The sequence below is a fragment of the Variovorax sp. LjRoot84 genome (assembly GCF_964254305.1).
Classification (GTDB): Bacteria; Pseudomonadota; Gammaproteobacteria; order Burkholderiales; family Burkholderiaceae_C; genus Variovorax.
On sequence record NZ_CAXUTE020000001.1, the window covers coordinates 1463463 to 1489668 of the forward strand.

Sequence of the window (26206 nt, forward strand, 5' to 3'; positions counted from 1 at the left end):
GCCCGAAGCTACTTTTGTTGTAGCGTCGGGCCTTTGTTTTGATGGTAACGCCTTCCGAATTCGCTCCTGCCCCCTCCGCAATCACGCTTGCCGTCGATTGCATGGGGGGAGACCACGGTCCGCGCGTCACGCTTGCGGCCTGCCGCGCATTTCTCGATCGCCACGCCGAAGCGTCGTTGCTGCTGGTTGGTGCCCCGGCAGCGCTGGCCGGCTTCTCGCATCCGCGTGCCCGAGTCATTCCCGCCAGCGAAGTGGTCGGAATGGACGACCCGATTGAGATCGCGCTGCGCAAGAAAAAAGATTCTTCGATGCGCGTCGCGATTCAGCAAGTGAAGGACGGCGCCGCGCAGGCCGCGATTTCTGCTGGCAACACCGGCGCCTTGATGGCGATCGCTCGTTACTTGCTCAAGACCTTGGATGGTATCGACAGGCCGGCCATCGCTCCTCAGCTTCCGAACAGCAAGGGCGGGGCGACAACGGTGCTCGATCTCGGCGCCAATGTGGATTGTGATGCTGAAGATCTGTTGCAGTTCGCCGTGTTGGGTTCTGCGCTGGTGTCCGCCCTGACGGGCAACGAGTCGCCGTCCGTCGGACTTCTCAATGTCGGGGAAGAGGCGATCAAGGGCAGCGAAACGATCAAAAAAGCAAGTCAATTGCTTCGGAAAGCGGCCAATTCCCAGGATTTGAACTTCTACGGCAACGTCGAGGGTAACGACATTTTCAAAGGGACGACCGACATCGTCGTCTGTGACGGTTTTGTTGGCAATGTCACATTGAAGGCCACCGAGGGCGTGGCTTCGATGATCGTCGACTTCCTTCGCATCGAGTATTCCAGCGGTATTTTCAGCAAATTTGCTGCGATCGTCTCGTATCCGGTTCTAAAGGCCCTCAAACGCCGCCTCGACCATCGGCGGTACAACGGCGCGGCCTTGCTCGGCCTGCGCGGACTCGTATTCAAGAGCCATGGCTCGGCTGACGAAGTGGCCTTCGGTCATGCGCTCGATCGCGCTTATGATGCCGCTCGCAACAACCTGCTCGATCGCGTGCGGGCCCGCATCGCCCACGCCGCGCCACTCCTCGCGCGACAAGAACCGGCGACGCCGGTCGACACGGCGGCGCTCCACGTTTGATGACTCCTTTTTCCCGCATCACCGGCACCGGCAGCTACCTGCCCCCGCGCCGAGTGACCAACGACGACCTCGCCCGCGAATTGGCCACGCGTGGCATCGAGACCTCTGATCAATGGATCATCGAGCGCACGGGCATTCGCGCTCGGCACTTCGCCGCACCCGAAGTCACGAGCAGCGAACTGGGGCTGGAAGCCGCAAAGAATGCGCTGGAAGCGGCTGGTCGCAGTGCTGGCGAGGTCGACCTGATCATCGTCGCGACCTCGACCCCTGACATGGTGTTCCCGTCGTCGGCAGCCATTCTTCAAAACAAGTTGGGCATCGCGGGCTGTCCTGCATTCGACGTACAGGCGGTGTGCAGCGGCTTCGTCTATGCGATGACGGTGGCCGACGCCATGATCCGCACCGGAAGCGCCAAGTGCGCGCTGGTCGTCGGCGCTGAGGTTTTTTCGCGCATCCTCGACTTCAACGACCGCACCACCTGCGTCCTGTTCGGTGACGGTGCCGGCGCCGTGGTGCTCGAGGCCAGCGACGAGCCCGGGATTCTTGCCAGCGACCTGCATGCCGATGGCAAGCACGTGGGCATCCTCTGCGTGCCGGGCCACGTCTCGGGCGGCAACGTGCTCGGCACGCCGCTGCTTCACATGGACGGGCAGGCTGTTTTCAAGCTGGCCGTACGCGTGCTGGAAGAGGCCGCACGCGCCACCTTGCAGAAGGCGGGCAAGACCGATGCCGACATCGACTGGCTGATTCCCCATCAGGCCAACATCCGCATCATGGAAGGCACCGCGCGGAAGCTGAAGCTGCCGCTCGAGAAGCTGATCGTGACGGTCAACGAGCATGGCAACACCTCTGCGGCCTCTATCCCCTTGGCATTGGACGAGGCGGTGCGCGCAGGCAAGGTGAAGAAGGGCGATACGGTGATGCTGGAAGGCGTTGGCGGCGGCTTCACTTGGGGCGCAGTCCTGTTGACCATGTAATGCAGCGCGTTGCCCCCGAAGAGGGCAGTCGCGCGCGATTGGAGACGCAAAACAATGAAATCCTTCGCTTTCGTATTTCCCGGCCAGGGCTCGCAGGCGGTCGGCATGCTCGACGCATGGGGCGACCATCCGGCCGTGACCGAGACCCTGCAGGAAGCATCCGATGCCTTGGATGAAGATGTTTCGCGCTTGATCCACGAGGGCCCCAAGGAGGCGCTGGCGCTCACGACGAATACGCAGCCCGTGATGCTGGTCGCCGGCATCGCGTCCTGGCGGGCCTGGTTGGCGGAAGGCGGCGCCAAGCCCTCGGTCGTTGCCGGTCATTCGCTGGGCGAATATTCCGCCTTGGTGGCATCCGGCGTCTTGACGCTGGCGCAGGCGGCGCCACTGGTGCGTTTCCGCGCCCGCGCCATGCAGCAGGCCGTGCCCGTGGGGGCGGGTGCCATGGCGGCGGTCCTCGGCATGGATGCCGGCAAGGTGAAAGCAGGTTGTGCCGAAGTGACAGCCTCGTTCGGCACCGGCAGCGCCGAAATCGTCGAAGCGGTGAACTTCAACGATCCGATGCAAACCGTGATCGCGGGCAGCAAGGCCGCGGTCGAAAAGGCCTGCGAAGTGCTCAAGGCCCAGGGCGCCAAGCGGGCACTGCCGTTGCCGGTGTCGGCGCCTTTCCATTCGAGCCTGATGAAGCCGGCCGCCGAAGCGCTGGAAGAGCGGCTGGCATCGCTCAGCCTGGCCGCGCCCCAGATCCCCGTCCTCAACAACATCGACGTGGCGGTCGAAACCGACCCGGCCCGGATTCGCGACGCGTTGGTGCGCCAAGCGGCGGGTCCTGTGCGCTGGGTCGAAAGCGTGCAGGCCTTGCAGGCGCGTGGCGTGGAGGTCGTCGTTGAATGTGGCCCCGGCAGGGTGCTTGCCGGCATGATCAAACGCATTGCGCCCGAGCTCGCCGCGGCCTCGGTGTATGACCCGGCAACGCTCGCAGAAACAAGACAACTGCTCGGCGGCTGAACGCCGAGCTCCAACATTATTCTTTTATGAGTACTCCAAAATTCGAAGGCCAGGTCGCATTGGTCACCGGCGCTTCGCGCGGTATCGGTGCGGCGATCGCGCTCGAACTGGCCCAGCGCGGTCTCATGGTCATCGGGACCGGCACCACCGAAGAAGGCGCGAACAGGATCTCGGCCGCGCTCGCCGCCCATGGCGGGCGGGGGTGTGCGCTCGACGTCAATGATGGGCCGGCGGTCGAAGCGCTGGTCGACGAGATCGTCAAGACCTATGGCGCGATCCATGTGCTGGTCAACAACGCCGGCATCACCCGCGACATGCTCGCCATGCGCCTCAAGGATGAGGATTGGGATGCGGTGCTCGACACCAATCTCAAGGCCGTTTTCCGTCTTTCCCGTGCGGTGATCCGCCCCATGATGAAGCAGCGCTACGGCCGGATCGTCAGCATCACCAGCGTCGTCGGCGCTTCCGGCAACGCCGGCCAGGCCAACTATGCGGCCGCCAAGGCTGGCGTGGCAGGCATGACGCGCGCGTTGGCACGCGAACTCGGAAGCCGCAGCATCACGGTCAACTGCGTGGCGCCGGGCTTTATCGAGACCGACATGACCGCCAGCCTGCCCGAGGCGCAGCAGCAAGCGCTGCTGTCGCAGATCCCGCTCGGCCACCTGGGCAAGCCGGCTGACATCGCGCATGCCGTCGCCTACCTGGCTTCGCCCCAAGCCTCCTATGTGACGGGCCAGGAACTGCACGTCAACGGCGGCATGCACATGTAAGCGCAGTAGCGCAATTCTTTTACCGTACGGCCTTGGGGCGGATGCCACAATGCGGCCGGCTAAAATCCACCGATTACCTACAACCCTCAGAGGGAACCAAATGAGCGATATCGAAGCACGTGTCAAGAAAATCATTGCCGAACAACTCGGCGTTGAAGAGTCCCAGGTCACCAATGAAAAGGCTTTCGTGGCGGACCTCGGTGCTGACTCGCTCGACACGGTCGAACTGGTGATGGCACTCGAAGACGAATTTGGCATCGAGATCCCGGATGAAGACGCCGAGAAGATCACGACTGTCCAGAACGCCGTCGACTACGCCACCAAGAATCAAAAGGCCTGATATCGGCCACGCTGAGTTTCCGTTCCGGCCCGCGGCTTCCAAGCCTGCACGCGCCGCACAACGGCCTCAGTGCTTCCAGAAAGGTTTGCCGGCATGACCAAACGCCGCGTCGTCGTCACTGGGCTTGGTTGCATTGCCCCTGTCGGAAACACTGTCGCCGAGTCCTGGGCCAATCTGCTGGCCGGGAAGTCGGGCGTCGACACCATCACCAAGTTCGATGTGAGCGCCTTTGCCTGCAAGTTCGCGGGCGAGGTCAAGGGCTTCGACATCACGCAATACATTCCCGAGAAGGAAGCGCGCCACATGGATCGCTTCATCCATCTCGGGCTCGCTGCTGCGATCCAGGCGGTGCAGGACAGCGGCTTGCCGACCGGCGAGGCCCTGAGCTATGAAGAAGCCGTTCGCATCGGCTGCAACATCGGCTCAGGGATCGGGGGACTCCCCATGATCGAGGCCACGCACGGCGAACTGACCAACCGCGGCCCGCGCCGCGTGTCGCCGTTCTTCGTGCCGGCATCGATCATCAACATGATCTCCGGCCACGTGTCCATCAAATATGGCTTCAAGGGCCCGAACATCGCGATCGTCACTGCCTGCACGACCGGTTTGCATGCGATTGGCACGTCTGCTCGGATGATCGAGTACGGCGATGCCGATGTGATGATTGCAGGCGGCTCGGAATCCACGGTGTCGCCGCTCGGTATCGGGGGCTTTGCCGCGGCGCGCGCACTGTCCACCCGCAACGAAGATCCGGCCACGGCGTCGCGCCCCTGGGATCGCGACCGCGACGGTTTCGTGCTCGGTGAGGGTGCCGGCGTACTGGTGCTCGAGGAGTACGAGCACGCCAAGGCGCGCGGCGCCAAGATCTACGCCGAAGTGTCCGGCTTCGGCATGAGCGCCGACGCCTTCCACATGACCGCGCCCGATGTCGACGGACCCCGCCGCTCGATGGACATGGCCTTGAAGAATGCGGGCGTCAACGCCGATCAGGTCCAATACCTGAACGCGCATGGCACCTCGACGCAGATCGGCGACATCAACGAAACCAATGCGATCAAGAACGCTTTTGGCGACCATGCCAAGAAGCTGGTGGTGAACTCGACCAAGTCGATGACCGGCCACTTGCTCGGCGGTGCCGGCGGCATCGAGTCGGTGTTTACCGTGCTGGCTGTGCATCACCAGAAAAGTCCGCCGACGATCAACATCTTCAATCAAGATCCGGAGTGCGATCTCGATTACTGCGCCAATGAGGCGCGCGATCTCAAGATCGACGTCGCGGTCAAGAACAACTTCGGCTTCGGCGGCACCAACGGCACGCTGGTGTTCAAGCGCGCTTGATTTTCCTTGACCCATGCACGACGCCCCATCGGTGAGTTATCCGGTGGGCCGTTCGCGCAACGCTGATCGGTTGCTCTCGATCATCTGGGCCTGCGGCGCGTGCTGCGCGGCCGCAGCGTGCTATCGGCTCGACGACCCGGATTGGCGGATCGGGCTGCTGGCGCTCAGCGTCGTCGGGGCCGGCGCTGCGGCATGGCGGAGCACGCTGCGACGCACCGCGTTCACGGAACTGAGCTTCGACGGCCGGCATTGGTCGCTTGCGGACTCTGCGGGGTTGCGAGCGGGGGTGAAAGTCGCCCTGGATTTCCAATCTTCGCTGCTCCTGTGCCTGACCGAAGCGCGTCGTATGCGACGCTGGGTCTGGCTCGACCGGAGCACTCTGCCGGAGCGCTGGCAGGATCTGCGCCGTGCGGTATATTCGCGCGCCCCGCTGGCCGGCCCGGTTGCCGAGTCCCGGCAGCCAGCGGCATCCGGCTCGCACCATCCTCTTTCATGACAGCCTCTCCACCGCCCGTGCCGCCCGACACCGGCTTGACCGATGCGCCCCCTGCAGAGGTGAGGCCCGGGGAGGTCGACTTTCAACTGGTCCAGCGCACGGTCGCAGGCGATCAGAAGGCTTTCGAACTGCTCGTCATCAAGTACCAGCGCCGGATCGAACGGCTCATCGGCCGCATGGTGCGCGACGTGAACCTGATCGAGGACATTGCGCAGGAGACCTTCATCCGCGCCTACCGCGCCCTGCACCAGTTCAGGGGCGAGGCGCAGTTTTACACCTGGCTCTACCGCATCGCCGTCAATACCGCCAAGAAGGCCCTGGTGGACATGAAACGCGATCCGACCGTTTCTGAGAGCGCATTGCGTTCGTCTTCTGAGGACGAGGATGAAACTTACCGGCCCGGAAACGAACCAATCAGCGACGAGACGCCCGAATCCGTCATGGCCGCCAACGAAATCGCGGCCGCCGTCGAAGCTGCAATGGAAGCACTGCCGGCCGAGCTGCGGCAGGCGGTGACCCTGCGCGAGATCGAAGGCATGAGCTACGAAGAGATCGCCGAGGTGATGAATTGTCCGATCGGTACCGTACGCTCGCGGATTTTCCGGGCCCGCGAAGCTATTTCGGCAAGGGTCAAGCCGCTGCTGGACAACCAGTCCGGCAAGCGTTGGTAAGCAGGTGAATGAAATGAAGCACACAAGCACAGTCCACGAACAGATTTCCGCGCTGGCCGACGGCCATCTGCGGGACGACGAGTTCGCACAGGTGATCGAGAAGGTCTGCACGGACGACGATCTGCGCGCGACCTGGCATACCTATCATCTGGTCGGGGAAGTGTTGCGTTCCGGCGTGCACTCCGCCTGCAGCGATACCTCGGTGTTCTTGTCGCGGCTCCAGCAGCGGCTGGCGGCCGAGCCGTCCGCCCCGATGCTGGCGCCCGAGGTGGTAAAGCCCGTCGTGCACCATGTCGAGGCCGCCAACGAACCGGTGTTCCGATGGAAGCTCGTGGCCGGTGCGGCATCGCTGGCGGCTGCAGCGGCCATCGGTTGGAACTGGATTGGGAGCACCGGCCCGCAGCCGGCCGCTTCGCAACTGGCGCAACAGCAAGGCTCGAGTTCGGTGCTCGCTGCGTCGAATTCTTCGCAGCAGACGCCCTCCAACCTCGCGCCGATGCGGGTCATCGTCGGAAATGGCAATCCGCAGGTCATGCTGCGTGATCCGCGGCTGGATCAGTTGCTCGAAGCGCACCAGCAAGCGGGCGGTGCCTCGCAGATGCCTTCCGGCTTCCTGCGCAACGCCACCTTCGATGGGCCATCGCGTTGATCACGCGCCTGCAGCCCTTGCAATGACCGTTCCGATGCCGATTTCCGCGCGTGGTGCTGTGGTTCTGGTTGCCGCGCTTTGCGTGGCACAGGCCGTGATGGCTCAGAACCGGACGCCCTCGCCGTCAGTGAAGAGTTCGGTCAGCCCAGCCGGCGGCGAGACGCCGACCTTGGGCGTGGTCGAATGGTTGCAGCGTATGCATGCCGCTTCGCGGCAGCGTTCTTACGTCGGAACTTTCGTTGTATCGGCACCCGCCGGCAGTCTGTCGAGTGCCCGCATTTGGCATGTGTGCGAGGGTGACCTCCAGATGGAGCGCATTGAGGCCTTGTCTGGGCCGCCGCGCTCAACCTTCAGGCGCAACGACCACGTGATGACCTTTCTGCCTGAGACGAAGGTCGTGAAGAGCGAGAAGCGCGAAAACCTCGAGCTGTTCCCGAACCTGCTCGGTACCCCCGACTCCTCCATCGGCGACCTCTACGGCGCACGCGTGCTGGGCAAGGACCGCGTCGCGGGCTTCGATGCCGACGTGGTGCAGTTGGAGCCGCGCGACGGGCTGCGTTTCGGCTACCGCGTCTGGAGCGAGCGCCGATCGGGCTTGGTGGTGAAGCTGCAGACCATCGACGGTGAGAACCGCGTGATCGAACAGTCCGCATTTTCCGAACTTCAGCTCGACCCGCCGGTCAAAGCGCAAGCCCTTGCACAGATGATGGGCAGCACCGCGGGTTATCGCGTAGAGAAATCCGAGCTCGAGCGCACCACGGCCACGAAAGAGGGGTGGTCGCTGCGCGCGCCCATCGCCGGCTTCAAGCCGGTCAGCTGCTATCGGCGTCCCGCGGGGGTTGCAGGAAGCGCTGCGCAGGGGCACACGATGCAGTGGACTTTTTCCGATGGCCTTGCGTCGGTCTCGCTGTTCGTCGAGCCTTACGACGCGCAGCGCCAGCCGCGGGAAGTCCTGCTGGCGCTCGGTGCCACCTACACGCTGACGCGCCGGCTGCCGGGCAAGGATGGCGACTGGTGGCTGACTGCCGTCGGAGAAGTGCCGCCGCAAACGCTCGATGCGTTTGCGCAAAGTCTTGTTCGCGCGCGTTGAGTCGCCATATTGATCGTTGTTGTTTACAGGTCTCTCAAACGAAGGAAACCGATGATGTTCAAGTTCGAGAAGAACAAAATCCGTTCATTCCTGATGGCCGGCGTGCTCGCGCTGGCCTCCGGCGCTGCGCTGCTGCCCGTCGCGCCTGCGCATGCGCAAGCCCGTGTTCTCCCGGATTTCACCGATCTGGTCGATCAGGTCGGACCTTCGGTGGTCAATATCCGGACCGTCGAAAAGGTGACGCAGCGCAGCGGCAACGCCGAGATGGACGAGGAGATGCAGGAATTCTTCCGCCGCTTCTTCGGCCAGCCGATGCCGAACATTCCGCGCCAGGGGCCGCGTCCGAACCGGCCCCAGCAGCCTCAGGAAGAAGAGCGCCCGCGCGGCGTGGGTTCCGGCTTCATCCTGACGACCGACGGTTTCGTCATGACCAACGCGCACGTTGTTGATGGCGCATCCGAGGTGCTGGTGACGCTTGTCGACAAGCGCGAATTCAAGGCCAGGCTGATCGGCGCGGACAAGCGCACCGACGTTGCGGTCGTGAAGATCGAGGCAACCGGTCTGCCGGCGGTCAAGGTCGGCGACATCTCCAGGCTGCGCGTCGGCGAATGGGTGATGGCCATCGGTTCGCCCTTCGGTCTCGAGAACACCGTGACTGCGGGCATCGTGAGCGCCAAGCAGCGCGACACCGGCGACTATTTGCCTTTCATCCAGACGGACGTCGCCATCAACCCCGGCAACTCGGGCGGCCCGTTGATCAACATGCGCGGTGAAGTGGTCGGGATCAACAGCCAGATCTACTCGCGCTCGGGCGGCTTCATGGGCATCTCGTTCTCGATCCCGATCGACGAAGCGATCCGCGTAAGCGACCAGCTGCGCGCGAACGGCCGCGTTTCGCGCGGACGCATCGGCGTGCAGATCGACCAGGTCACGAAGGACGTGGCCGAATCCATCGGCCTTGGGAAGGCGCAGGGTGCCTTGGTGCGCGGGGTCGAGGCCGGCTCGCCGGGTGAGAAGGCCGGCATCGAGCCGGGCGACATCATCACCAAGTTCGACGGCAAGGCCATCGAGAAGCCCAGCGATCTGCCGCGCCTCGTGGGCAATACCAAGCCCGGCACCAAGAGTTCGCTCACCGTGTTCCGTCGCGGCAATTCGCGCGATCTCGCCGTGACGATCGCGGAGATCGAGCCCGACAAGCCCGTCAAGCGGGCGGCCGAAAAAGAGGAGCCCGCAGCCAAGCCGCAGGCATCTGCCGCCGCCAAGTCCATGGGGCTCGCGGTCAGCGACCTCACCGAGGCGCAGAAGAAGGAGCTCAAACTCAAAGGCGGCGTGAAGATCGACACCGCCACCGACGCGGCCACGCGGGCTGGTCTGCGCGAGGGAGATATCGTGCTGGCCATCAACAACACCGAGGTGGCCAACGCCAAGGAGTTCGAAGCCGCACTGGTGAAGGCAGACAAGACCAAGCCGGTCAGCGTGCTGTTCCGCCGCGGCGACTGGGCGCAATATGCCTTGATCCGGCCTTCACGCTGATCTGGCGCTTGGCGTCAAGTGGCCCCACCCGGCACTCGGGTTTGGGGCTTTTTTTCGGCCGCTTTCGCATTCTGGCAACCGCCGAAACAAATTTTTTTTGGCACCTCGAGGCCCTTAAATTAGTTTGCGTTTACTAACTTATAAGGAGGCTAATGATGATTTTCAGTAGAATACGGCCTCATCGGCCAGAGGTCGACGCATAAGCCGGACAGGCTTCTTCACGATGCGAGATTCCTCTCGGCCGTCCACCGATGCTCCACAGATCGCCCACAAGTTGTTAAGAAATCGATCCACCGATTCTGTGGATAAGTTGTTTATAAGTTCCATGTTGCTGACCTGCAACGACCGTTCCGGGGCCTTGGCCTGTCTGTACGCGCCCCCCTTTTTGCCTACAATGAAGTTCCAACTACTGCAGTTGCCATTGCTTGTTGGTTCAGGGCGCGTCTCTTGCGGACGCGCCCTTTTTTCTTGCCTGTCGCCTTCTGCGCACGAGCCAATTCAAGTACTTAAGCGTTCCCGTTGATGAATCACATCAGAAACTTTTCGATCATTGCGCACATCGATCATGGCAAGTCAACGCTTGCAGACCGCTTGATCCAGCGCTGCGGCGGGCTCGCCGAACGCGAGATGGAGGCGCAAGTGCTCGACTCGATGGACATCGAGAAGGAGCGTGGGATAACCATCAAGGCACAGACCGCCGCATTGCACTACAAGGCGCGCGATGGGCAGGTCTACAACCTCAATCTGATCGACACGCCGGGCCATGTCGACTTCTCTTATGAAGTGAGCCGCTCGCTGTCGGCATGCGAAGGTGCACTGCTCGTCGTCGACGCGAGCCAGGGCGTCGAAGCGCAGACCGTTGCCAACTGCTACACCGCGCTCGATCTCGGCGTCGAGGTGGTGCCGGTGCTCAACAAGATGGATCTGCCGCAGGCTGATCCCGACAACGCGAAATCCGAAATCGAAGACGTGATCGGCATCGATGCGACCGATGCGATCCCGTGCTCGGCGAAGACCGGCATGGGCATCGACGAGATTCTCGAAGCCATCGTGGCCAAGGTGCCGGCGCCGCGAGGCAACCCCGACGCAGCATTGCGGGCGATGATCGTCGACAGTTGGTTCGACGCGTATGTGGGCGTCGTGATGCTCGTGCGCGTGGTCGACGGTCGCCTCGCGAAAGGCGAACGCATCAAGATGATGGCGTCGGGTGCGACCTACAACGCCGACAACCTCGGCGTGTTCACTCCGGCGACCGAAGTTCGCCAATCGCTCGAAGCGGGCGAGGTGGGTTTCATCATCGCCGGCATCAAGGAGTTGCAGGCCGCGAAGGTGGGCGACACGGTCACGCTGATCAAGGCCGGGACGGGCGGCGCGGCCGCCACGGCCACCGAGGCCTTGCCCGGCTTCAAGGAAATCCAGCCGCAGGTGTTCGCCGGCCTCTACCCGACGGAAGCCAGCGAGTACGACTCGCTGCGCGACGCACTCGAGAAGCTCAAGCTCAACGATTCCTCGCTGCACTACGAGCCGGAGGTATCGCAGGCGCTGGGCTTCGGCTTCCGTTGCGGCTTTCTCGGCCTGCTGCACATGGAGATCGTGCAGGAGCGGCTCGAGCGCGAGTTCGACCAGGACCTCATCACGACCGCGCCCAGCGTGGTCTACCAGGTCATGAAGAACGACGGCGAAGTGATCATGGTCGAGAACCCGTCCAAGATGCCCGACGTGGGCAAGATGTCGGAGATCCGCGAGCCGATCGTCACCGTGCATCTGTACATGCCGCAGGAGTACGTCGGCGCCGTGATGACGCTGGCCAACCAGAAGCGCGGCGTCCAGATGAACATGGCCTACCACGGCCGGCAGGTCATGTTGACCTACGAGATGCCGCTCGGCGAGATCGTGCTGGACTTCTTCGACAAGCTGAAGTCGGTCAGCCGGGGCTACGCGTCGATGGACTACGAGTTCAAGGAATACCGCGCATCGGATGTCGTGAAGGTCGACATCCTGCTCAACGGCGAGAAGGTCGATGCGCTGTCGATCATCGTGCACCGCAGCCAGAGCCAGTACCGCGGCCGGGCGGTCGTTTCCAAGATGCGCGAGATCATCAGCCGCCAGATGTTCGACGTCGCGATCCAAGCCGCCATCGGGGCCAACATCATCGCGCGTGAGACAATCAAGGCGCTGCGCAAGAACGTGCTTGCCAAGTGCTACGGCGGCGATATCACCCGCAAGAAGAAGCTGCTCGAGAAGCAGAAAGCGGGCAAAAAAAGAATGAAGCAGATAGGCTCGGTCGAGGTCCCGCAAGAGGCCTTCCTCGCCATCCTGCAAGTCGAAGACTAAGAAGAATGGCATTCCTCACCTCCCTGATCCTCGCGGCTTTCGTCGGCTATATCGGTGCCTGGTACTTCGGCGCGGTCGAAGGCAACTTTGCGCTGCTGCTGTTCCTGGCCACCGTCGTCACCGGCCTCTACTGGCTGGCGGAGCGCTTCTATTTCCTGCCGAAGCGCCGGCAGGCAGCCGATGCGCTGGATGCATCGCTGGCCCAGCGCCGCGAAGAGCTGGCTCGCCAGGGCATCACGCAGGTCGACACCGTGGACACCAAGGCACGCGAGCGTCTGGTCATGCAGCCGTGGTGGCTCGACTGGACCGCGGGCCTGTTCCCGGTGATCCTGGCCGTGTTCCTGCTGCGTTCCTTCCTGTTCGAACCCTTCAAGATTCCTTCGGGCTCGATGATGCCGACCCTGCTCACCGGCGACCTGATCCTGGTGAACAAGTTCACCTACGGCCTGCGGCTGCCGGTCATCAACACCAAGATGACCGACGGCACGCCGCCGGCGCGCGGTGACGTGATGGTGTTCCGCTACCCGCCCAAGCCGAGCATGGACTACATCAAGCGCGTGATCGGCGTGCCCGGCGACGAGGTGGCCTACCTCAATAAGAAGCTCACCATCAATGGCCAGCCGGTCAACAAGCAGCCGGTGCCCGACTATTTCGACGAGGAGGCGATGCGCTACCTCAAGCAGTATTCCGAGAACCTGGGCGGCAAGGAGCACAGGCTGCTCAACGACGACACTCGACGCGCGGGACTCTCGGAGGTCGAGATCATGGCGTTCCCGAATCAGGAAAATTGCCGCTACAGTGTCGAGGGCGTGGTGTGCAAGGTGCCCGCGGGCCAGTATTTCATGATGGGCGACAACCGCGACAATTCGCTCGACTCGCGCTATTGGGGTTTCGTTCCGGACAAGAACATCGTGGGCAAGGCCTTCTTCGTCTGGATGAATTTCGGCAATCTCAAGCGCATCGGCGGATTCCAATAATCGAGCTTTTCATTCGAGGGATAGAGGGCATGAGAGCAAGAAGTCAATCCAAACGGGGTCAGCGCGGCATCTCGTTCATCGGGCTGCTGTTCGTCGCGGGCGTGCTGGCCTGCCTGGGCGTGGTTGCCGCGCAGGTGATCCCGACCCTGATCGAATACCAGGCGATCGACAAGGCCGCCAACAAGGCCAAGGAAGGCACGACGGTGCCCGAAGTCCGTGCCATCTTCGATCGTGCGCAGGCCATCGACGACTTCAAATCGGTCACCGGCAAGGACCTCGACGTGCAGAAGGTCGGCGACAAGGTTGTGGTGTCTTATTCCTACGAGCGCGAAATTCATCTGTTTGGCCCGGCTTTCCTGCTGCTGAAATACAAGGGCCAGTCCCGCTAGGATGAAACGCCCCCACGCCCACGCCGGCCCGGCGTCGACCGCGCTGTGAACGAAGGTGGTCTTGCCGCGTTGCAGGCGCGCCTCCAGCATTCGTTCTCGGACGCGCGGCTGCTCCAGCTTGCGCTGACGCATCGCAGCTTTTCGGCCGACCACAACGAGCGGCTCGAGTTCCTGGGCGATTCGGTGCTGAACCTGGCCGTCGCCCACCTTCTCTACGAGCGCCTGTCGGAATTGCCCGAAGGCGATCTCTCCCGCGTGCGGGCCAACCTGGTCAAGCAGGAGACGCTGCACCAACTGGCGCTCAAGCTCGCGCTGTCCCCTCTGCTGCGGCTCGGCGAGGGCGAGGCGCGCTCGGGTGGCCCGAACCGGCCCTCGATCCTGGCCGACGCGCTCGAGGCCCTGATCGGCGCCGTCTACCTCGACGCCGGCTATGGCCCGGCGCAGGCGCTGGTGCGCCGGCTCTACGAATCGGTGGCGATCACGCCGCGCATGGAGGCGGTGGCCAAGGACCCGAAGACCGAATTGCAGGAATGGCTGCAGGGTCAGAAAATGAAGCTGCCGGTCTATCGCGTGGTCGGCACGCTGGGCGCGGCGCACAAGCAGACTTTCGATGTCGAATGCGCGGTGCCCGATCTGGGCCTCAGCGAACGCGGCATCGGCGGCTCGCGCCGCGCCGGTGAGCAGGCCGCCGCGGCGGCCATGTTGATCCGGCTCAAGGCGCGCGGCGCGGCAAAGGCACCCCAATGAACGACCCCATCGATTCCATCACCATACCCCCCGCAGAGGGCGAGGACGCCGCGGGGCCGAATCCTTCGCAGCGCTGCGGCCTGGTGGCCATCGTCGGCAAGCCCAACGTCGGCAAGTCGACCTTGCTGAACGCGCTGGTTGGCCAGAAGATCAGCATCACCTCGCGCAAGGCGCAGACCACGCGCCACCGCATCACCGGCATGCGCACGCTGGGGTCGACGCAGTTCGTCTTCGTCGATACGCCTGGCTTCCAGACGCTGCACGCCAACGCGCTCAATCGGTCCCTCAACAAGACGGTGGTGGGCGCAGTGTCGGACGTGGACCTGATCCTGTTCGTGGTGGAAGCCGGCAGCTTCACGCCGGCCGACGAACGCGTGCTCAAACTGCTCGGCGCCGGCATTCCGACGGTGCTGATCGCCAACAAGCTCGACAACGTGCATCGCCGGGGCGACATCGCGCCTTGGTTGCAGACGATGCAGCAGAAACACGCCTTCGCCGAGTTCGTCCCCATGTCGGCCAAGAACCCGAAGGACATCGAGCGCCTGTTCGGCATTTGCGAAAAGTACCTGCCCGAGCAGGCTTGGTGGTATGCCGAAGACGAACTCACCGATCGCAGCGAACGCTTCCTCGCGAGCGAGCTGGTGCGCGAAAAGCTGTTCCGCCTCACCGGCGACGAGCTGCCCTACACCTCGACCGTCGTGATCGACAAGTTCGAGGAAGAGCCGCCTGCGCGCAAGGGCCAGAAGCGCCTGCTGCGGATCGCCGCCACGATCGTCGTCCAGCGCGACGGCCACAAGGCGATGGTGATCGGCGACAAGGGCGAACGCATCAAGCGCATCGGCACCGAGACGCGGCAGGAGCTCGAGAAGCTGGCGGATGCCAAGGTGTTCCTGGAACTCTGGGTCAAGGTGCGTTCCGGGTGGGCGGACGACGAGGCTCGCGTCCGCTCCTTCGGCTACGAGTGAGTCATCCGTTGGCCAGCGTGGGAGGCTGAGATGGCCGCCGCGCACCGCATTTCGCACGAGCCGGCCTACGTGCTCCACCGCTACGACTGGAGCGAGTCCAGCCTGATCCTCGAGGTCTTCACCCGCCATCACGGCCGCATCGCGCTGGTGGCGAAAGGCGCCAAGCGGCCCAGTTCCAACTTTCGCCCGGTGCTGCTGCCGCTGCAGCCTTTGCAGCTTTCCTACGGCGGCGACGCCGAGATCCGCACGCTCAAGGCCGCCGAATGGATGGGCGGCCACGTGATGCCGACCGGCGAGGCCCTGCTGTCGGGCTACTACCTCAACGAGCTCCTGCTGCGCTTGCTGGCCCGGGACGACGCGCACGAGGCGCTGTTCGACGCCTATGCCGGTGCGGTGCAGGTGCTGGCGGGCGACCATGCGGACGCCCAGGCCGCCACCCAGGCGGCGGCGCTGCGCGCCTTCGAGCTTCTGCTGCTGCGCGAGGTCGGACTGCTGCCGGCGCTCGATGCCCAGACCCTCACGCTGGCGCCGCTGCAGGCCGAGATGCGCTACACCCTGGTGCCCGAAGCGGGCCTGCGCCAGGCTGCCGACGACGAAGCCGCGTTGAGCGGCGCCGAATGGCAGGCCTTGGAGCGCGCGCTCGGGGACCGAGCGCCGTTCCCCGCCACGCTGCGCCTGGTCGCCCTGATGAACGCCGGCACCAACAGTGCCTTGCGCAACCAGCTGCGCACGCTGCTCAACTACCATTGCGGCGTGAGCATGCTGCGCACGCGCCAGATGATGAGAGATTTGCAAGCCCTATGAGCACTTCCCTGTCGATCAATCTCAACAAGGTTGCGCTGGTGCGCAACACCCGGCATCTCGGGATCCCGAGCGTGCTCTTCGCCGCTGCGCTGTGCCTGGACGCCGGCGCGCACGGCATCACCGTGCACCCCAGGCCCGACGAACGCCACATCCGCCCGCGGGACGTGCATGACCTCTCGGGGCTGCTGGCCAAGGACTGGCCGCAGGCCGAGTTCAACATCGAGGGCAACCCTTTCCACAACCTGATGGATTTCGTGCGCGAGCTGCGCCCGCACCAGGCCACTTTCGTGCCCGACAGCGAAACCCAGTCGACCAGCGACCACGGCTGGAATTTTCCTTACGACGCCGAGCGACTGCGCCCACTGATCGCCGAAACCAAGGCGCTGGGCGTTCGCGTGAGCCTGTTCATGGATCCGGAGCCCGACATGATGGCGGCGGCCAAGGCGGCCGGCGCCGATCGCATCGAGCTCTACACTGAAGGCTATGCCTCCTCGCGCGGCACTTCCAGGGCGGATGCCGTGTTGCAGCTCTACGTGCGGGCGGCACGCGCCGCGCAGGCCGCCGGTCTCGAAGTCAACGCCGGTCACGACCTGAGCCGGGACAACCTCACGGAATTCCTGCGGGCCGTGCCCAACGTGCGCGAGGTCTCGATTGGCCATGCCTTCGTTTCGGACGCCTTAGAGCTCGGCTACGCCGCGGCCACCAAGGACTATCTGCGCTGCATCCGAGAGGCTACGTAAATGGGCCCCCACGCTCGTCACTTCGTGTACTCGCTGCCCCCCGAGGGGGCGCTCAGCACCCTTCGGGCGGCCGGGCGGGTGCTGAAATGATTTACGGCATCGGCACTGACATCTGCGACATCCGCCGCATCGAGGCGACCTTCGAGCGCCAGGGCGAGCGTTTTGCGCAGCGTGTGCTGAGCGACGCCGAGCTCGAAGTCTGGCGCGCGCGCAGCGCCCGCTGGCCGAAGCGCGGATTGCGCTACCTGGCCACACGCTTTTCCGCCAAGGAGGCTTTCAGCAAGGCCATCGGCAAGGGCATGCGCATGCCGATGAGCTGGCGGCTGTGCGAGATCGCGAACCAGCGCAGCGGCAAGCCCGTGATCGTGCTCCACGGCGTGCTGAAGGAGTGGTTCGAGGCCGAGCATCTAATGGCGCACGTGACCGTGACCGACGAGACCGACTACGCGGCGAGCTTCGTCGTGGTCGAACGCAAGAAATGACGGCCAACAACGTACTGCATGCCCCGCTGATCATTGACGTCGCGGGCACCGAACTGAACGCGGCCGATCGCCGCCGTCTTGCGCATCCGCTGGTGGGCGGCGTGATCCATTTCGCACGCAACTGGCAGGACCGCGCACAGATGAGCGCCCTCAATGCCGAGATCAGGGCACTCCGGCCCGACATCCTCATTTGCGTCGATCACGAGGGCGGCCGCGTGCAGCGCTTTCGCAGCGACGGCTTCACGCGGCTGCCGTCCATGCGCGTGCTGGGGGAACTTTGGATGAGCGAACCCTTGCGCGCCGCCCAGGTTGCGGTCGCCTGCGGCCATGTGCTTGCGGGCGAGCTCCGCGCCTGCGGCGTCGACTTCAGTTTCACGCCCGTGCTCGATCTGGATTACGGCGAAAGCAGCGTGATCGGCGATCGCAGCTTCCATCGCGATCCGCGCGTCGTCGCGCTGCTCGCGCGAAGCCTGGCGCATGGACTTTTGCAAGCGGGCATGGCCAATTGCGGCAAGCATTTCCCCGGCCATGGTTTCGTCAAGGCCGACTCGCATGTCGCGATTCCAATAGACCGGCGCAGCCTCAAGGCCATCCTGGCCGACGACGCACGCCCCTATGACTGGTTGAACGGCACGCTCGGGGCGGTGATGCCGGCGCACGTGATCTACCCCAAGGTCGATGCCCGGCCCGCAGGTTTTTCGTCGAAATGGCTGCAGCAGATCCTGCGCGCCAAGCTGGGGTTCGATGGCGCCGTGTTCAGCGACGACCTCAGCATGGAGGCCGCACGTCATATCGAGGGCGAGCTGCTGAGCTACACCGAAGCGGCGCTCGCTGCGCTCGAGGCCGGCTGCGACCTCGCGCTGCTGTGCAATCAGAGCGTGGGCGAGAGCACGGTGCTCGACGAAGTGCTCGATGGCTTCGCCGCTGCCCGACGCAGCGGCCGCTGGCAGCCGGATGCGGCCAGCGAGGCGCGCCGGCGCAGCCTCCTGCCACGTGCACCGGCGCTCGATTGGGGCGCGCTCATGCAGTCGCCGGCCTACCGGCGCGCCGCGGCGATGCTTCCGCGTCCCTAGACTTCGGGCGACCAGAGCCGCTGGCCACCGCTTTCGAGGTGCGTCAGATAGAGGCGCAGGTCGAACTCGAGTTGGTGATAGTCCGGCTCCATGTGGGCGCAGAGCTGATAGAAGGCCTTGTCATGCTCGCGCTCCTTCAGGTGCGCCAGCTCGTGCACGACGATCATGCGCAGCCATTCGATCGGCACCTCCTTGAACAGGCTCGCAACCCGGATCTCGCGCTTTGCCTTGAGCTTGCTGCCCTGCACGCGCGAGATGGTCGTGTGGGTGCCGAGCGCGTTGCGGATCACGTGCAGCTTGTTGTCGAAATCCACCTTGGACAGCGGTTCGGCATTGCGCAGAAACTCGTTCTTGAGGCCGCTCACGTAGTCGTAGAGCGCGCGGTCGGTGCGGATATCGTGCACGCCGCCGTAGCGCTTCAGCAGCAAGTCGCCGAGCCTGCCCTGTGCCATGAGATGCTCGACCTGGGCGCGCAGGTCTGCGGGGTAGGCGGAAAGGTATTTCATGCAGCGGCGTAGGCCAGGCCGGCGGCCACGCCACCGAACAGATCGCCTTCGATGATCTTCGTGCCCGGGAACGCGTGTCGCAGCGCGCTCTGGAACGGGCTCAGCGCCGATGACCCGCCCGTCAGATAGATGGCGTCGAGCGTGTCACCCGTCGCGCCGCCTTGCTTCACGCATTCGCGCGCGCAGGAAACCACGTTGTCGAGCAGCGCTGCCAGGTGCCTGGCCATGCCGTTCGCCGTGAGGGCAGCGCCCAGATCCACCTCCGCGAAGGACAGATCGATGGCCACGTCGTCGTTCGTCGTGGACGTTCGAATCTTGGCTTCTTCCACCTCGCTGGCGATGCGATGCCCTTGCCGGTCCACCAGCACGCTCATGAGCCGGTCGTGCAGCTGCGTGTCGAGGTAGTTGATGCGCAACTCCTGGACCTGCCGGATCGCCTTCGGCGCATAGAGCCAGTTGATCAGGTGCCAGGACGACAGGTCGAAGAAGGTCCTGCTCGGCACTTCGCGGCCTTGGGGGCCGATATGCCGGAAACCGAAATGCGGCATCACGCATTCGACGCTGAGCCGCTGGTCGAAATCGGTGCCGCCGATGTGCACGCCCGTCGTGGCCAGCACGTCGCTGGAGCGATCTGCCTTCGCCATGCGTTCGGGACCGAGACGCACCACCGTGAAGTCGGAGGTGCCGCCGCCGATGTCGACGATCAGCACCAGCGATTCGCGGGTGACGCGCCGCTCGTAATCGAAAGCGGCCGCGATCGGTTCGTACTGAAATCCGACTTCGCCCAGACCGGCGCTTTGCGCGGCTCGGCGCAGCGTGGCCTCCGCCTCGCGGTCGCGCGCGGCATCGTCGTCGACGAAATGCACCGGCCGACCGATCACGACCCGTGCAGGCTCGACGCCGAGCTGCCGCTGGGCGCGCGTCGCAAGTTCCGACAGGAAGAGCGCGATGATTTCCTCGAAGCTGACCCGCTGGTTGTCGATCTCGGTCTGATCCTGCATCAGGGAGCTGCCGAGCAGGCTCTTCAGCGAGCGCATCAAGCGGCCTTCGGTGCCGGCGAGGTAGAGCGAAATCGCTTCGCGCCCGAAATGCGTGCTGCGGTCTTCGGTATTGAAGAAGACGGCCGTCGGGATCGTCGTCGCCGACCCTTCCACCGGCAGCATGCGGGCAAGTCCGCTTCCCGCCACGCAGGCGACCGCGGAATTGGATGTGCCGAAGTCGATGCCGATGACGGGCGCAGGCGTCTTCAAGATTCCCGGCGCAAGGCAGGAAACAGGATGACGTCGCGGATGCTCGGCGAGTCGGTCAGGAGCATCATCAGGCGGTCGATGCCGATGCCGCAGCCGCCGGTGGGCGGCATGCCGTATTCCAGCGCGCGCACGAAGTCGTGGTCGTAGAACATCGCCTCGTCGTCGCCGCTGTCCTTGGCCGTGACCTGCGCATTGAAGCGCGCGGCCTGGTCTTCTGCGTCGTTGAGCTCGCTGAAGCCGTTGCCGAATTCGCGGCCCGTGATGTAGAGCTCGAAGCGCTCCGTCACCTCGGGGCGCTCGTCGTTGGCGCGCGCCAGTGGCGAGATCTCTGTCGGGTGCTCCATGATGAAGGTCGGCTGCCAGAGCTTTTCTTCCACGGTCTCCTCGAAGTACATCACCTGCAGGCTCGCCAGGCTGCGCTGCGAGAGCTTGTCCTTCTCTTCGGTCAGGCCGAGCTTGCGCAGCGCGTTGACCAGCCAGGCGGCGTCGTCGACGTTCGCGCCCGCCTCCGTGTGCTTCAGGATCGCCTCGCGGATCGTGAGCCGCTCGAAGGGTTGGCTCAGGTCGACCGGCTTGCCCTGGTACTCGAGCTCGAGCTTGCCCACGGTCTTCTGCGCGATCGTGCGGATCAGCGTTTCGGTGAAGTCCATCAGGTCGCGGTAGTTCCAGTAGGCCGCGTAGAACTCCATCATCGTGAACTCGGGGTTGTGCCGCACCGAGATGCCTTCGTTGCGGTAGCTCCGGTTGATCTCGAACACGCGCTCGAAGCCGCCGACGATCAGCCGCTTCAGGTAGAGCTCGGGCGCGATGCGCAGGAACATCTCCTGATCGAGCGCGTTGTGGTGCGTCTTGAAGGGCTTGGCGTTGGCGCCGCCCGGGATCGGGTGCAGCATCGGCGTCTCGACCTCGAGGAAGTCGTTGGCCACCATGAATTCGCGCAGCGCGCTCACAGCGCGGCTGCGCGCCGCGAAGCGCTCGCGTGCCGTCTCGTCGGTGATCAGGTCGACGTAGCGCTGGCGGTACTTCTGCTCCTGGTCGGCCATGCCGTGGAACTTGTCGGGCAGCGGCCGCAGGCTCTTGGTCAGCAGGCGCAGCTTCGTGACCTTGACCGAGAGCTCGCCGGTGCGGGTCTTGAAGGCCGAGCCTTCGGCGCCGACGATGTCGCCCAGGTCCCAGTGCTTGAATTCGGCGTAGGCCTCCTCGCCGACGGCGTCGCGCGTGATGTAGAGCTGGATGCGGCCGGTCGCGTCCTGCACGGTCGCGAAGCTGGCCTTGCCCATCACCCGCTTGAGCATCATGCGGCCCGCCACGCTGACAGCGACCGGCGTGGCTTCGAGCACTTCGGCGGCCGTTTCGCCATGCGTTGCAACGAGCGCGGCTGCGCGATCGGCGGGCTTGAAGTCGTTCGGGAACGCGACCCCCTTGCCTTCGGCCTGCGCGGCGCGCAGCGCCTTCAGCTTTTCGCGCCGTTCGGCGATGAGCTGGTTGTCGTCAGTGGCAGGGGCGGGAACGGGGGAGGTCGGAGCGTCGGACATGGAAGAGGAATAGAGGCGCGGGCGGCTGCGCGCGCAACCCGCCATTTTAGCCGGCCGACCCTCGCCCTCGCGCTATGGAATGAAGAGCGGACTACTTGGTGATGCCGGTGCGCGCGAGCAGGTCGCTGACCAGTTCCAGCCGCATGAGCGGGCTGTCGAGCTCCATCAGGCGCTGCTTGAGTTCCGGCTGTACCGGCAGCAGCTCGCACCAGCGGTTGGCCACCCAGCCGCAATCGTCGAAGCGGTAGGGCGGCGTGATCGGCAGCCGGACGTTCTCGTTGCCCTCCATGCGGCGCCGCTCCTCCAGCGTCTGGACCAGGCGGCGCAGCGCTTCGGCCGTCGGCTGCAAGTCCTCGGGGACAGCGAGCGCAACGTCATCGGACACCGCCTCGACATCGGCCGTCCACAGCCCGTGCTTGTGGAGCTCGCTGGAAAGCACGCGAAAGCGGTGCGTGCCCACGCATTCGATCTGCATCAGGCCGGCCTGGGGCGCGTCGAATTCCCGGATGACGGCGAGCGTGCCGAGCGTGGCGAAGCTTTCGGCTTCTGCGCCCGCCCTGCGAACCTCCGAGCCCTGCGTGAGGCTGACCACGCCGAAGGGGGCGCCTGCCTTGTGGCACTTGCCGATCATGTCGAGGTAGCGCACCTCGAAGATGCGCAACGGCAAGAGGCCGCCGGGGAACAGCACCGTAGCGAGGGGAAAGAGGGGAAGCGAATGCAGAAGGGGTTGAGTCGTCATCGATGAACCTTGCGTGGCTATCATCGCATTCCGTCCACGACCGCGCGCCATGCTCTACCAGATCCCCTCGTTCCTGCTCGACGTGATCGTCGGCCTCCTCGGCGGCGCCTGCCTGCTGCGTCTCTACATGCAGTACCACCGGGTGCCCTTCGGCAATCCGCTGGGGCGCTTCGTGTTCGCCGTCACCGACTGGATCGTGTTGCCGCTGAGGCGCATCGTGCCTTCGGTCAAGCGCTGGGACCTGGCCAGCGCCGTGGCCGCCTGGCTGCTGGTGATGGCCAAGTTCCTGCTGCTCTGGGTGCTGATGGGCAGCCTGGGCCGTTGGGCGATCCTGCCGCTGGTGTCGCTCATCGGCCTGCTGCAACTGGCAGTGTCGGGTCTGACTGCCTTGCTGATCGTCTATGCCGTGCTGTCCTGGGTGCCGAATGCATCGTCGATGCTGCAGGATCTGATCGCGCGGCTGGCCGAACCGCTGGTGCGGCCGCTGCGGCGCTTCATTCCGCTGGTGGGTGGCGTCGACCTGTCGCCGCTCGCCGCCATCGTCCTGTTGCAGGTCGGCGCGATCGTTCTCGGCAGCCTGATGGCCACGGCCTTCGGCCTCGGCCGATAGGCCGGCCGCGCTCAGATCACCGCGTCGGCGGGCTGGCGCAGCAGCATCGCAAGCGTGCTTGCGACGGTCTTGCGCAGCTCGCGGCGGTCGCAAATGAAGTCGATCGCGCCCTTGGTCTGCAGGAACTCGGCGCGCTGGAAGCCTTCAGGCAAGGTCACCCGAACCGTCGACTCGATCACGCGCGGTCCGGCAAAGCCGATCAGCGCCTTGGGCTCGGCGATCACGACGTCGCCCACGAAGGCGAAGCCGGCGCTCACGCCGCCCATCGTCGGATCGGTCAGCACGCTGATGTAGGGCAGGCCTTTCTTGGCCAGGCGCGTGAGCGCGGCGTTGGTCTTGGCCATCTGCATCAGCGAGAGCAGGCCCTCCTGCATGCGCGCACCGCCGGTCGCGGTGAAGCAGATGAAGGGAACCTTCTGCTCGATCGCGGTCTCGACGCCGCGCACGAAGCGCTCCCCGACCACGCTGCCCATGCTGCCGCCCATGAAGTCGAACTCGAAGCAGGCGACCACGACGTTGATGCTGTGCACCGAGCCGCCCATGACCACCAGCGCGTCGGTCTCGCCGGTGTTCTCCAGCGCTTCCTTGAGCCGCTCGGGGTACTTGCGGCTGTCCTTGAACTTGAGGGCGTCGACCGGCAGCACTTCCTGGCCGACCTCGTAGCGGCCTTCGGAGTCCAGAAAGGCATCGAGCCGCGCGCGCGCGCCGATGCGGTGATGGTGGCCGCAGCTCGGGCACACGTTCTGGTTGTGCTCGAGGTCCGTCTTGTAGAGAACGGTCTCGCAACTCGGGCATTTGATCCAGAGCCCTTCGGGCATCTGGCGGCGCTCGCTCGGGTCGGTGGGGGCAATCTTGGGGGGAAGCAGTTTTTCAAGCCAGCTCATGGGGGCTCCTTGTGTTGGCGGGATTATCGGCCAGCCGCGTTCTTTGGCGTGGCGGCCGGCAAGGCGTCGAGCGCCTCGCGGATTTCGGCGAGGAATCTGCGTACCCGCGGCACCACCTGGTCGCGCGGCTGGCCCTCGATCAGCTGGATGATGCGGGTGCCGATCACGACCGCATCGGCCGTGGAGCCGACCGCCTGCGCGCTGCGCGCATCGCGGATGCCGAAGCCCACGCCCACCGGTAGCTTCACGTGCTCGCGGATGCGCGGAATCATCCGTCCGACCGCCTCGGTGTCGAGGTGGCCGGCACCGGTCACGCCCTTGAGCGAGACGTAGTAGACATAGCCGGTGGCGATGCGGCCGACCTGTTCCATGCGCTCGCTGGTGCTGGTCGGGGCCAGCAGGAAGATGAGGTCGATGCCGTGCGCCTGAAGCTCGGCGGCGAAGTCTTCGCATTCCTCGGGCGGGTAATCGACCACCAGCAGGCCGTCCACGCCGGCGGCAGCCGCGTCGCGGATGAAGCTGCCCTTGCCGTGCACGCCGTCGTAGCGCTCGACCGGATTGGCGTAGCCCATCAGCACCACCGGCGTGGCGTCGTTTTTCTGCCGGAAAGCGGCCACCATGGCCAGCACCTGCTTCATGCCGATGCCCAGCGCCAGCGCGGCTTCGCCGGCCGCCTGGATCACCGGCCCGTCGGCCATCGGGTCGGAGAAGGGTACGCCGAGCTCGATCACGTCGGCGCCCGCTTCGACCATGCCGTGCATGAGTTCGGGCGTAATGTCGGCAAAGGGAAAACCGGCCGTGACGTAGGGAATCAATGCTCTGCGGCCGTCTTTTTGAAGGCCTTCGAAGGTGGCGGCGATGCGGCTCATGCCCGGCCTCCCTTCACGCTCAAACCGCGCATCGATGGCCGGTCGTAGAAGTCGACGCCCGAGAGGTCGGCCACCGTGCCGATGTCCTTGTCGCCGCGGCCCGAGAGGTTGACCAGGATCGACTGGTCGGGGCGCATGGTCTTCGCGAGCTTCATCGCGTAGGCGAACGCGTGGCTCGATTCGAGCGCGGGAATGATGCCTTCGGTGCGGCACAGGTAGTGGAAGGCTTCGAGGGCTTCGGCATCGGTGATGCCCACGTATTCGGCGCGGCCGATGTCGGCCAGGTAGGCATGCTCGGGACCGACACCGGGGTAGTCGAGGCCTGCGCTGATGCTGTGGGTCTCGGTGATCTGGCCGTCCTCGTTCTGCAGCAGGTAGGTGCGGTTGCCGTGCAGCACGCCCGGGCTGCCGCGCAGGATCGAGGCCGCGTGTTTGCCGCTGTCCAGGCCTTCGCCCGCCGCTTCCACCCCGATGAGGCGCGTGTCCGCGAAGGGGATGTAGGGATGGAAGATGCCGATGGCATTGCTGCCGCCGCCCACGCAGGCGACCACCACGTCGGGCTGCCGGCCTTCGGCCTCGCCGGTGATGCCCTGGGCCGCCAGCATGGCGGGCATCTGTTCGATGCACTCGGTGCCGATGACGCTCTGGAAGTCGCGCACCATGGTGGGGTAGGGATGCGGGCCGGCGACGGTGCCGATGATGTAGAAGGTGTTCTCGACGTTGGTGACCCAGTCGCGCATCGCTTCGTTGAGCGCGTCCTTCAGTGTCTTGCTGCCCGATTCCACGGGGACCACGGTCGCCCCGAGCAGGTTCATGCGGTAGACGTTGGGGCTCTGGCGCTTGACGTCCTGGCTTCCCATGTAGACCACGCATTCGAGCCCGTAGCGCGCGCAGATGGTGGCGGTGGCCACGCCGTGCTGGCCGGCGCCGGTTTCGGCGATCACACGCGGCTTGCCCATGCGCTTGGCGAGCATGGCCTGGCCGATGGTGTTGTTGACCTTGTGCGCGCCGGTGTGGTTCAGGTCTTCGCGCTTGAGGTAGATCTGGGCGCCGCCCATTTCGCGGCTGGTGCGCGCGGCGTGGTAGATCGGCGAGGGCCGGCCCACGAAGTGCGCGAGTTCGTGATGGAACTCGGCCTGGAACTGCGGGTCGTCCTTGTACTTCGCGTAGGCGTCGCGCAATTCGTTGATCGCGTGGGTCAGCGTTTCGCTGGCGAAGGTGCCGCCGTAGATGCCGAAATGGCCGCTGGCGTCGGGTTGCTGGTAGGTGTTCATGGTCTCGATCGGTGGGGCCGGCTGCC

28 protein-coding genes are annotated in these 26206 nt (G+C 64.8%); 21 read left to right on the forward strand and 7 right to left on the reverse strand.

The window, feature by feature from the left end; all coding sequences use genetic code 11:
• Positions 1-41 precede the first annotated feature (41 nt).
• The 20 genes from plsX to nagZ all read left to right on the forward strand — a co-directional run bounded on the left by plsX (position 42) and on the right by nagZ (position 18513).
• Positions 42-1130, forward strand: a complete 1089-nt coding sequence (gene plsX, locus ACSQ9I_RS07390) for a phosphate acyltransferase PlsX (RefSeq protein WP_093106606.1) — start codon at positions 42-44, stop codon at positions 1128-1130.
• A complete protein-coding gene (locus ACSQ9I_RS07395) occupies positions 1130-2107 on the forward strand; it encodes a beta-ketoacyl-ACP synthase III (protein ID WP_436303157.1) in 978 nt (325 codons plus the stop codon). The genes plsX and ACSQ9I_RS07395 overlap by 1 nt, the downstream gene beginning before the upstream one ends.
• A gap of 54 nt (positions 2108-2161) precedes the next feature.
• Positions 2162-3115 (forward strand): ACP S-malonyltransferase, encoded by a 954-nt coding sequence (gene fabD / locus ACSQ9I_RS07400; protein ID WP_436292598.1) that lies wholly within the window; start codon positions 2162-2164, stop codon positions 3113-3115.
• Between the two features lie 26 nt (positions 3116-3141).
• On the forward strand, positions 3142-3885 hold the full coding sequence (gene fabG, locus ACSQ9I_RS07405) for a 3-oxoacyl-ACP reductase FabG (RefSeq protein WP_093106600.1): 744 nt from the start codon (positions 3142-3144) through the stop codon (positions 3883-3885).
• Positions 3886-3985: 100 nt separating this feature from the next.
• Complete coding sequence (gene acpP / locus ACSQ9I_RS07410; RefSeq protein ID WP_007830471.1) at positions 3986-4225, forward strand: acyl carrier protein; 240 nt, start codon at positions 3986-3988, stop codon at positions 4223-4225.
• Between the two features lie 93 nt (positions 4226-4318).
• Positions 4319-5563, forward strand: a complete 1245-nt coding sequence (gene fabF, locus ACSQ9I_RS07415; RefSeq protein WP_093106598.1) for a beta-ketoacyl-ACP synthase II — start codon at positions 4319-4321, stop codon at positions 5561-5563.
• A 13-nt stretch (positions 5564-5576) separates the two neighbouring features.
• Positions 5577-6059, forward strand: a complete 483-nt coding sequence (locus ACSQ9I_RS07420) for a hypothetical protein (RefSeq protein WP_436312730.1) — start codon at positions 5577-5579, stop codon at positions 6057-6059.
• Complete coding sequence (rpoE, locus tag ACSQ9I_RS07425; RefSeq protein ID WP_436312731.1) at positions 6056-6730, forward strand: RNA polymerase sigma factor RpoE; 675 nt, start codon at positions 6056-6058, stop codon at positions 6728-6730. The genes ACSQ9I_RS07420 and rpoE overlap by 4 nt, the downstream gene beginning before the upstream one ends.
• Positions 6731-6743: 13 nt before the next feature.
• On the forward strand, positions 6744-7379 hold the full coding sequence (locus ACSQ9I_RS07430; RefSeq protein ID WP_436312732.1) for a sigma-E factor negative regulatory protein: 636 nt from the start codon (positions 6744-6746) through the stop codon (positions 7377-7379).
• A 22-nt stretch (positions 7380-7401) separates the two neighbouring features.
• Positions 7402-8469 (forward strand): MucB/RseB C-terminal domain-containing protein, encoded by a 1068-nt coding sequence (locus tag ACSQ9I_RS07435; RefSeq protein ID WP_436315726.1) that lies wholly within the window; start codon positions 7402-7404, stop codon positions 8467-8469.
• Positions 8470-8520: 51 nt separating this feature from the next.
• A complete protein-coding gene (locus tag ACSQ9I_RS07440) occupies positions 8521-10002 on the forward strand; it encodes a DegQ family serine endoprotease (protein ID WP_436312733.1) in 1482 nt (493 codons plus the stop codon).
• Positions 10003-10524: 522 nt separating this feature from the next.
• Positions 10525-12336: a translation elongation factor 4 gene (gene lepA, locus ACSQ9I_RS07445; RefSeq protein ID WP_093106585.1), complete on the forward strand. Its 1812-nt coding sequence runs from the start codon at positions 10525-10527 to the stop codon at positions 12334-12336.
• A 5-nt stretch (positions 12337-12341) separates the two neighbouring features.
• A complete protein-coding gene (gene lepB / locus ACSQ9I_RS07450; protein ID WP_093106582.1) occupies positions 12342-13313 on the forward strand; it encodes a signal peptidase I in 972 nt (323 codons plus the stop codon).
• Positions 13314-13342: 29 nt separating this feature from the next.
• Positions 13343-13702 (forward strand): DUF4845 domain-containing protein, encoded by a 360-nt coding sequence (locus tag ACSQ9I_RS07455; RefSeq protein ID WP_093106579.1) that lies wholly within the window; start codon positions 13343-13345, stop codon positions 13700-13702.
• Positions 13703-13747: 45 nt separating this feature from the next.
• Positions 13748-14449 (forward strand): ribonuclease III, encoded by a 702-nt coding sequence (gene rnc, locus ACSQ9I_RS07460; protein ID WP_093106576.1) that lies wholly within the window; start codon positions 13748-13750, stop codon positions 14447-14449.
• Positions 14446-15414, forward strand: a complete 969-nt coding sequence (gene era / locus ACSQ9I_RS07465) for a GTPase Era (RefSeq protein WP_436312734.1) — start codon at positions 14446-14448, stop codon at positions 15412-15414. The genes rnc and era overlap by 4 nt, the downstream gene beginning before the upstream one ends.
• 30 nt (positions 15415-15444) lie before the next feature.
• Entirely contained in the window at positions 15445-16218 is a 774-nt protein-coding gene (gene recO / locus ACSQ9I_RS07470; RefSeq protein WP_093106569.1) for a DNA repair protein RecO, read from the forward strand.
• Entirely contained in the window at positions 16215-16958 is a 744-nt protein-coding gene (locus ACSQ9I_RS07475) for a pyridoxine 5'-phosphate synthase (protein WP_436312735.1), read from the forward strand. Before recO ends, ACSQ9I_RS07475 begins: the two co-directional genes overlap by 4 nt.
• 86 nt (positions 16959-17044) lie before the next feature.
• Complete coding sequence (acpS, locus tag ACSQ9I_RS07480) at positions 17045-17440, forward strand: holo-ACP synthase (protein WP_093106564.1); 396 nt, start codon at positions 17045-17047, stop codon at positions 17438-17440.
• Positions 17437-18513, forward strand: coding sequence for a beta-N-acetylhexosaminidase (nagZ, locus tag ACSQ9I_RS07485; protein WP_436312736.1), 1077 nt, complete (start codon positions 17437-17439; stop codon positions 18511-18513). Before acpS ends, nagZ begins: the two co-directional genes overlap by 4 nt.
• Here the strand turns inward: nagZ and ACSQ9I_RS07490 are convergent.
• From ACSQ9I_RS07490 to ACSQ9I_RS07505, 4 genes are all read right to left on the reverse strand, one after another.
• On the reverse strand, positions 18510-19019 hold the full coding sequence (locus tag ACSQ9I_RS07490) for a M48 metallopeptidase family protein (RefSeq protein ID WP_436312737.1): 510 nt from the start codon (positions 19017-19019) through the stop codon (positions 18510-18512). The genes nagZ and ACSQ9I_RS07490 overlap by 4 nt on opposite strands.
• On the reverse strand, positions 19016-20272 hold the full coding sequence (locus ACSQ9I_RS07495; protein ID WP_436315727.1) for an Hsp70 family protein: 1257 nt from the start codon (positions 20270-20272) through the stop codon (positions 19016-19018). The genes ACSQ9I_RS07490 and ACSQ9I_RS07495 overlap by 4 nt, the downstream gene beginning before the upstream one ends.
• Positions 20266-21804, reverse strand: coding sequence for a lysine--tRNA ligase (lysS, locus tag ACSQ9I_RS07500; protein WP_436312738.1), 1539 nt, complete (start codon positions 21802-21804; stop codon positions 20266-20268). The genes ACSQ9I_RS07495 and lysS overlap by 7 nt, the downstream gene beginning before the upstream one ends.
• 91 nt (positions 21805-21895) lie before the next feature.
• Positions 21896-22543, reverse strand: coding sequence for an LON peptidase substrate-binding domain-containing protein (locus ACSQ9I_RS07505; RefSeq protein WP_244503855.1), 648 nt, complete (start codon positions 22541-22543; stop codon positions 21896-21898).
• A 49-nt stretch (positions 22544-22592) separates the two neighbouring features.
• Between ACSQ9I_RS07505 and ACSQ9I_RS07510 the strand changes: the two genes are divergently transcribed.
• On the forward strand, positions 22593-23153 hold the full coding sequence (locus tag ACSQ9I_RS07510; RefSeq protein WP_436303166.1) for a YggT family protein: 561 nt from the start codon (positions 22593-22595) through the stop codon (positions 23151-23153).
• Positions 23154-23164: 11 nt separating this feature from the next.
• Here the strand turns inward: ACSQ9I_RS07510 and accD are convergent, their stop codons facing one another.
• Genes accD through trpB form a run of 3 tightly spaced genes read right to left on the reverse strand, consistent with a single transcriptional unit; the run spans position 23165 to position 26180 of the window.
• Positions 23165-24037, reverse strand: a complete 873-nt coding sequence (gene accD / locus ACSQ9I_RS07515) for an acetyl-CoA carboxylase, carboxyltransferase subunit beta (RefSeq protein WP_093106545.1) — start codon at positions 24035-24037, stop codon at positions 23165-23167.
• A 23-nt stretch (positions 24038-24060) separates the two neighbouring features.
• Positions 24061-24906 (reverse strand): tryptophan synthase subunit alpha, encoded by an 846-nt coding sequence (gene trpA / locus ACSQ9I_RS07520; protein ID WP_093106543.1) that lies wholly within the window; start codon positions 24904-24906, stop codon positions 24061-24063.
• Positions 24903-26180: a tryptophan synthase subunit beta gene (gene trpB, locus ACSQ9I_RS07525; protein ID WP_214683362.1), complete on the reverse strand. Its 1278-nt coding sequence runs from the start codon at positions 26178-26180 to the stop codon at positions 24903-24905. The genes trpA and trpB overlap by 4 nt, the downstream gene beginning before the upstream one ends.
• Positions 26181-26206 lie beyond the last annotated feature (26 nt).

What these genes read in the sequence shown, in the direction of transcription:
- plsX (WP_093106606.1), top strand. Translation starts at nt 42, where the DNA reads ATGGTAACGCCTTCCGAATTCGCTCCTGCCCCCTCCGCAATCACGCTT.
- ACSQ9I_RS07395 (WP_436303157.1), top strand. Translation starts at nt 1,130, where the DNA reads ATGACTCCTTTTTCCCGCATCACCGGCACCGGCAGCTACCTGCCCCCG.
- fabD (WP_436292598.1), top strand. Translation starts at nt 2,162, where the DNA reads ATGAAATCCTTCGCTTTCGTATTTCCCGGCCAGGGCTCGCAGGCGGTC.
- fabG (WP_093106600.1), top strand. Translation starts at nt 3,142, where the DNA reads ATGAGTACTCCAAAATTCGAAGGCCAGGTCGCATTGGTCACCGGCGCT.
- acpP (WP_007830471.1), top strand. Translation starts at nt 3,986, where the DNA reads ATGAGCGATATCGAAGCACGTGTCAAGAAAATCATTGCCGAACAACTC.
- fabF (WP_093106598.1), top strand. Translation starts at nt 4,319, where the DNA reads ATGACCAAACGCCGCGTCGTCGTCACTGGGCTTGGTTGCATTGCCCCT.
- ACSQ9I_RS07420 (WP_436312730.1), top strand. Translation starts at nt 5,577, where the DNA reads ATGCACGACGCCCCATCGGTGAGTTATCCGGTGGGCCGTTCGCGCAAC.
- rpoE (WP_436312731.1), top strand. Translation starts at nt 6,056, where the DNA reads ATGACAGCCTCTCCACCGCCCGTGCCGCCCGACACCGGCTTGACCGAT.
- ACSQ9I_RS07430 (WP_436312732.1), top strand. Translation starts at nt 6,744, where the DNA reads ATGAAGCACACAAGCACAGTCCACGAACAGATTTCCGCGCTGGCCGAC.
- ACSQ9I_RS07435 (WP_436315726.1), top strand. Translation starts at nt 7,402, where the DNA reads ATGACCGTTCCGATGCCGATTTCCGCGCGTGGTGCTGTGGTTCTGGTT.
- ACSQ9I_RS07440 (WP_436312733.1), top strand. Translation starts at nt 8,521, where the DNA reads ATGATGTTCAAGTTCGAGAAGAACAAAATCCGTTCATTCCTGATGGCC.
- lepA (WP_093106585.1), top strand. Translation starts at nt 10,525, where the DNA reads ATGAATCACATCAGAAACTTTTCGATCATTGCGCACATCGATCATGGC.
- lepB (WP_093106582.1), top strand. Translation starts at nt 12,342, where the DNA reads ATGGCATTCCTCACCTCCCTGATCCTCGCGGCTTTCGTCGGCTATATC.
- ACSQ9I_RS07455 (WP_093106579.1), top strand. Translation starts at nt 13,343, where the DNA reads ATGAGAGCAAGAAGTCAATCCAAACGGGGTCAGCGCGGCATCTCGTTC.
- era (WP_436312734.1), top strand. Translation starts at nt 14,446, where the DNA reads ATGAACGACCCCATCGATTCCATCACCATACCCCCCGCAGAGGGCGAG.
- recO (WP_093106569.1), top strand. Translation starts at nt 15,445, where the DNA reads ATGGCCGCCGCGCACCGCATTTCGCACGAGCCGGCCTACGTGCTCCAC.
- ACSQ9I_RS07475 (WP_436312735.1), top strand. Translation starts at nt 16,215, where the DNA reads ATGAGCACTTCCCTGTCGATCAATCTCAACAAGGTTGCGCTGGTGCGC.
- acpS (WP_093106564.1), top strand. Translation starts at nt 17,045, where the DNA reads ATGATTTACGGCATCGGCACTGACATCTGCGACATCCGCCGCATCGAG.
- nagZ (WP_436312736.1), top strand. Translation starts at nt 17,437, where the DNA reads ATGACGGCCAACAACGTACTGCATGCCCCGCTGATCATTGACGTCGCG.
- ACSQ9I_RS07490 (WP_436312737.1), bottom strand. Translation starts at nt 19,019, where the DNA reads ATGAAATACCTTTCCGCCTACCCCGCAGACCTGCGCGCCCAGGTCGAG.
- lysS (WP_436312738.1), bottom strand. Translation starts at nt 21,804, where the DNA reads ATGTCCGACGCTCCGACCTCCCCCGTTCCCGCCCCTGCCACTGACGAC.
- ACSQ9I_RS07505 (WP_244503855.1), bottom strand. Translation starts at nt 22,543, where the DNA reads ATGACGACTCAACCCCTTCTGCATTCGCTTCCCCTCTTTCCCCTCGCT.
- ACSQ9I_RS07510 (WP_436303166.1), top strand. Translation starts at nt 22,593, where the DNA reads ATGCTCTACCAGATCCCCTCGTTCCTGCTCGACGTGATCGTCGGCCTC.
- accD (WP_093106545.1), bottom strand. Translation starts at nt 24,037, where the DNA reads ATGAGCTGGCTTGAAAAACTGCTTCCCCCCAAGATTGCCCCCACCGAC.
- trpA (WP_093106543.1), bottom strand. Translation starts at nt 24,906, where the DNA reads ATGAGCCGCATCGCCGCCACCTTCGAAGGCCTTCAAAAAGACGGCCGC.
- trpB (WP_214683362.1), bottom strand. Translation starts at nt 26,180, where the DNA reads ATGAACACCTACCAGCAACCCGACGCCAGCGGCCATTTCGGCATCTAC.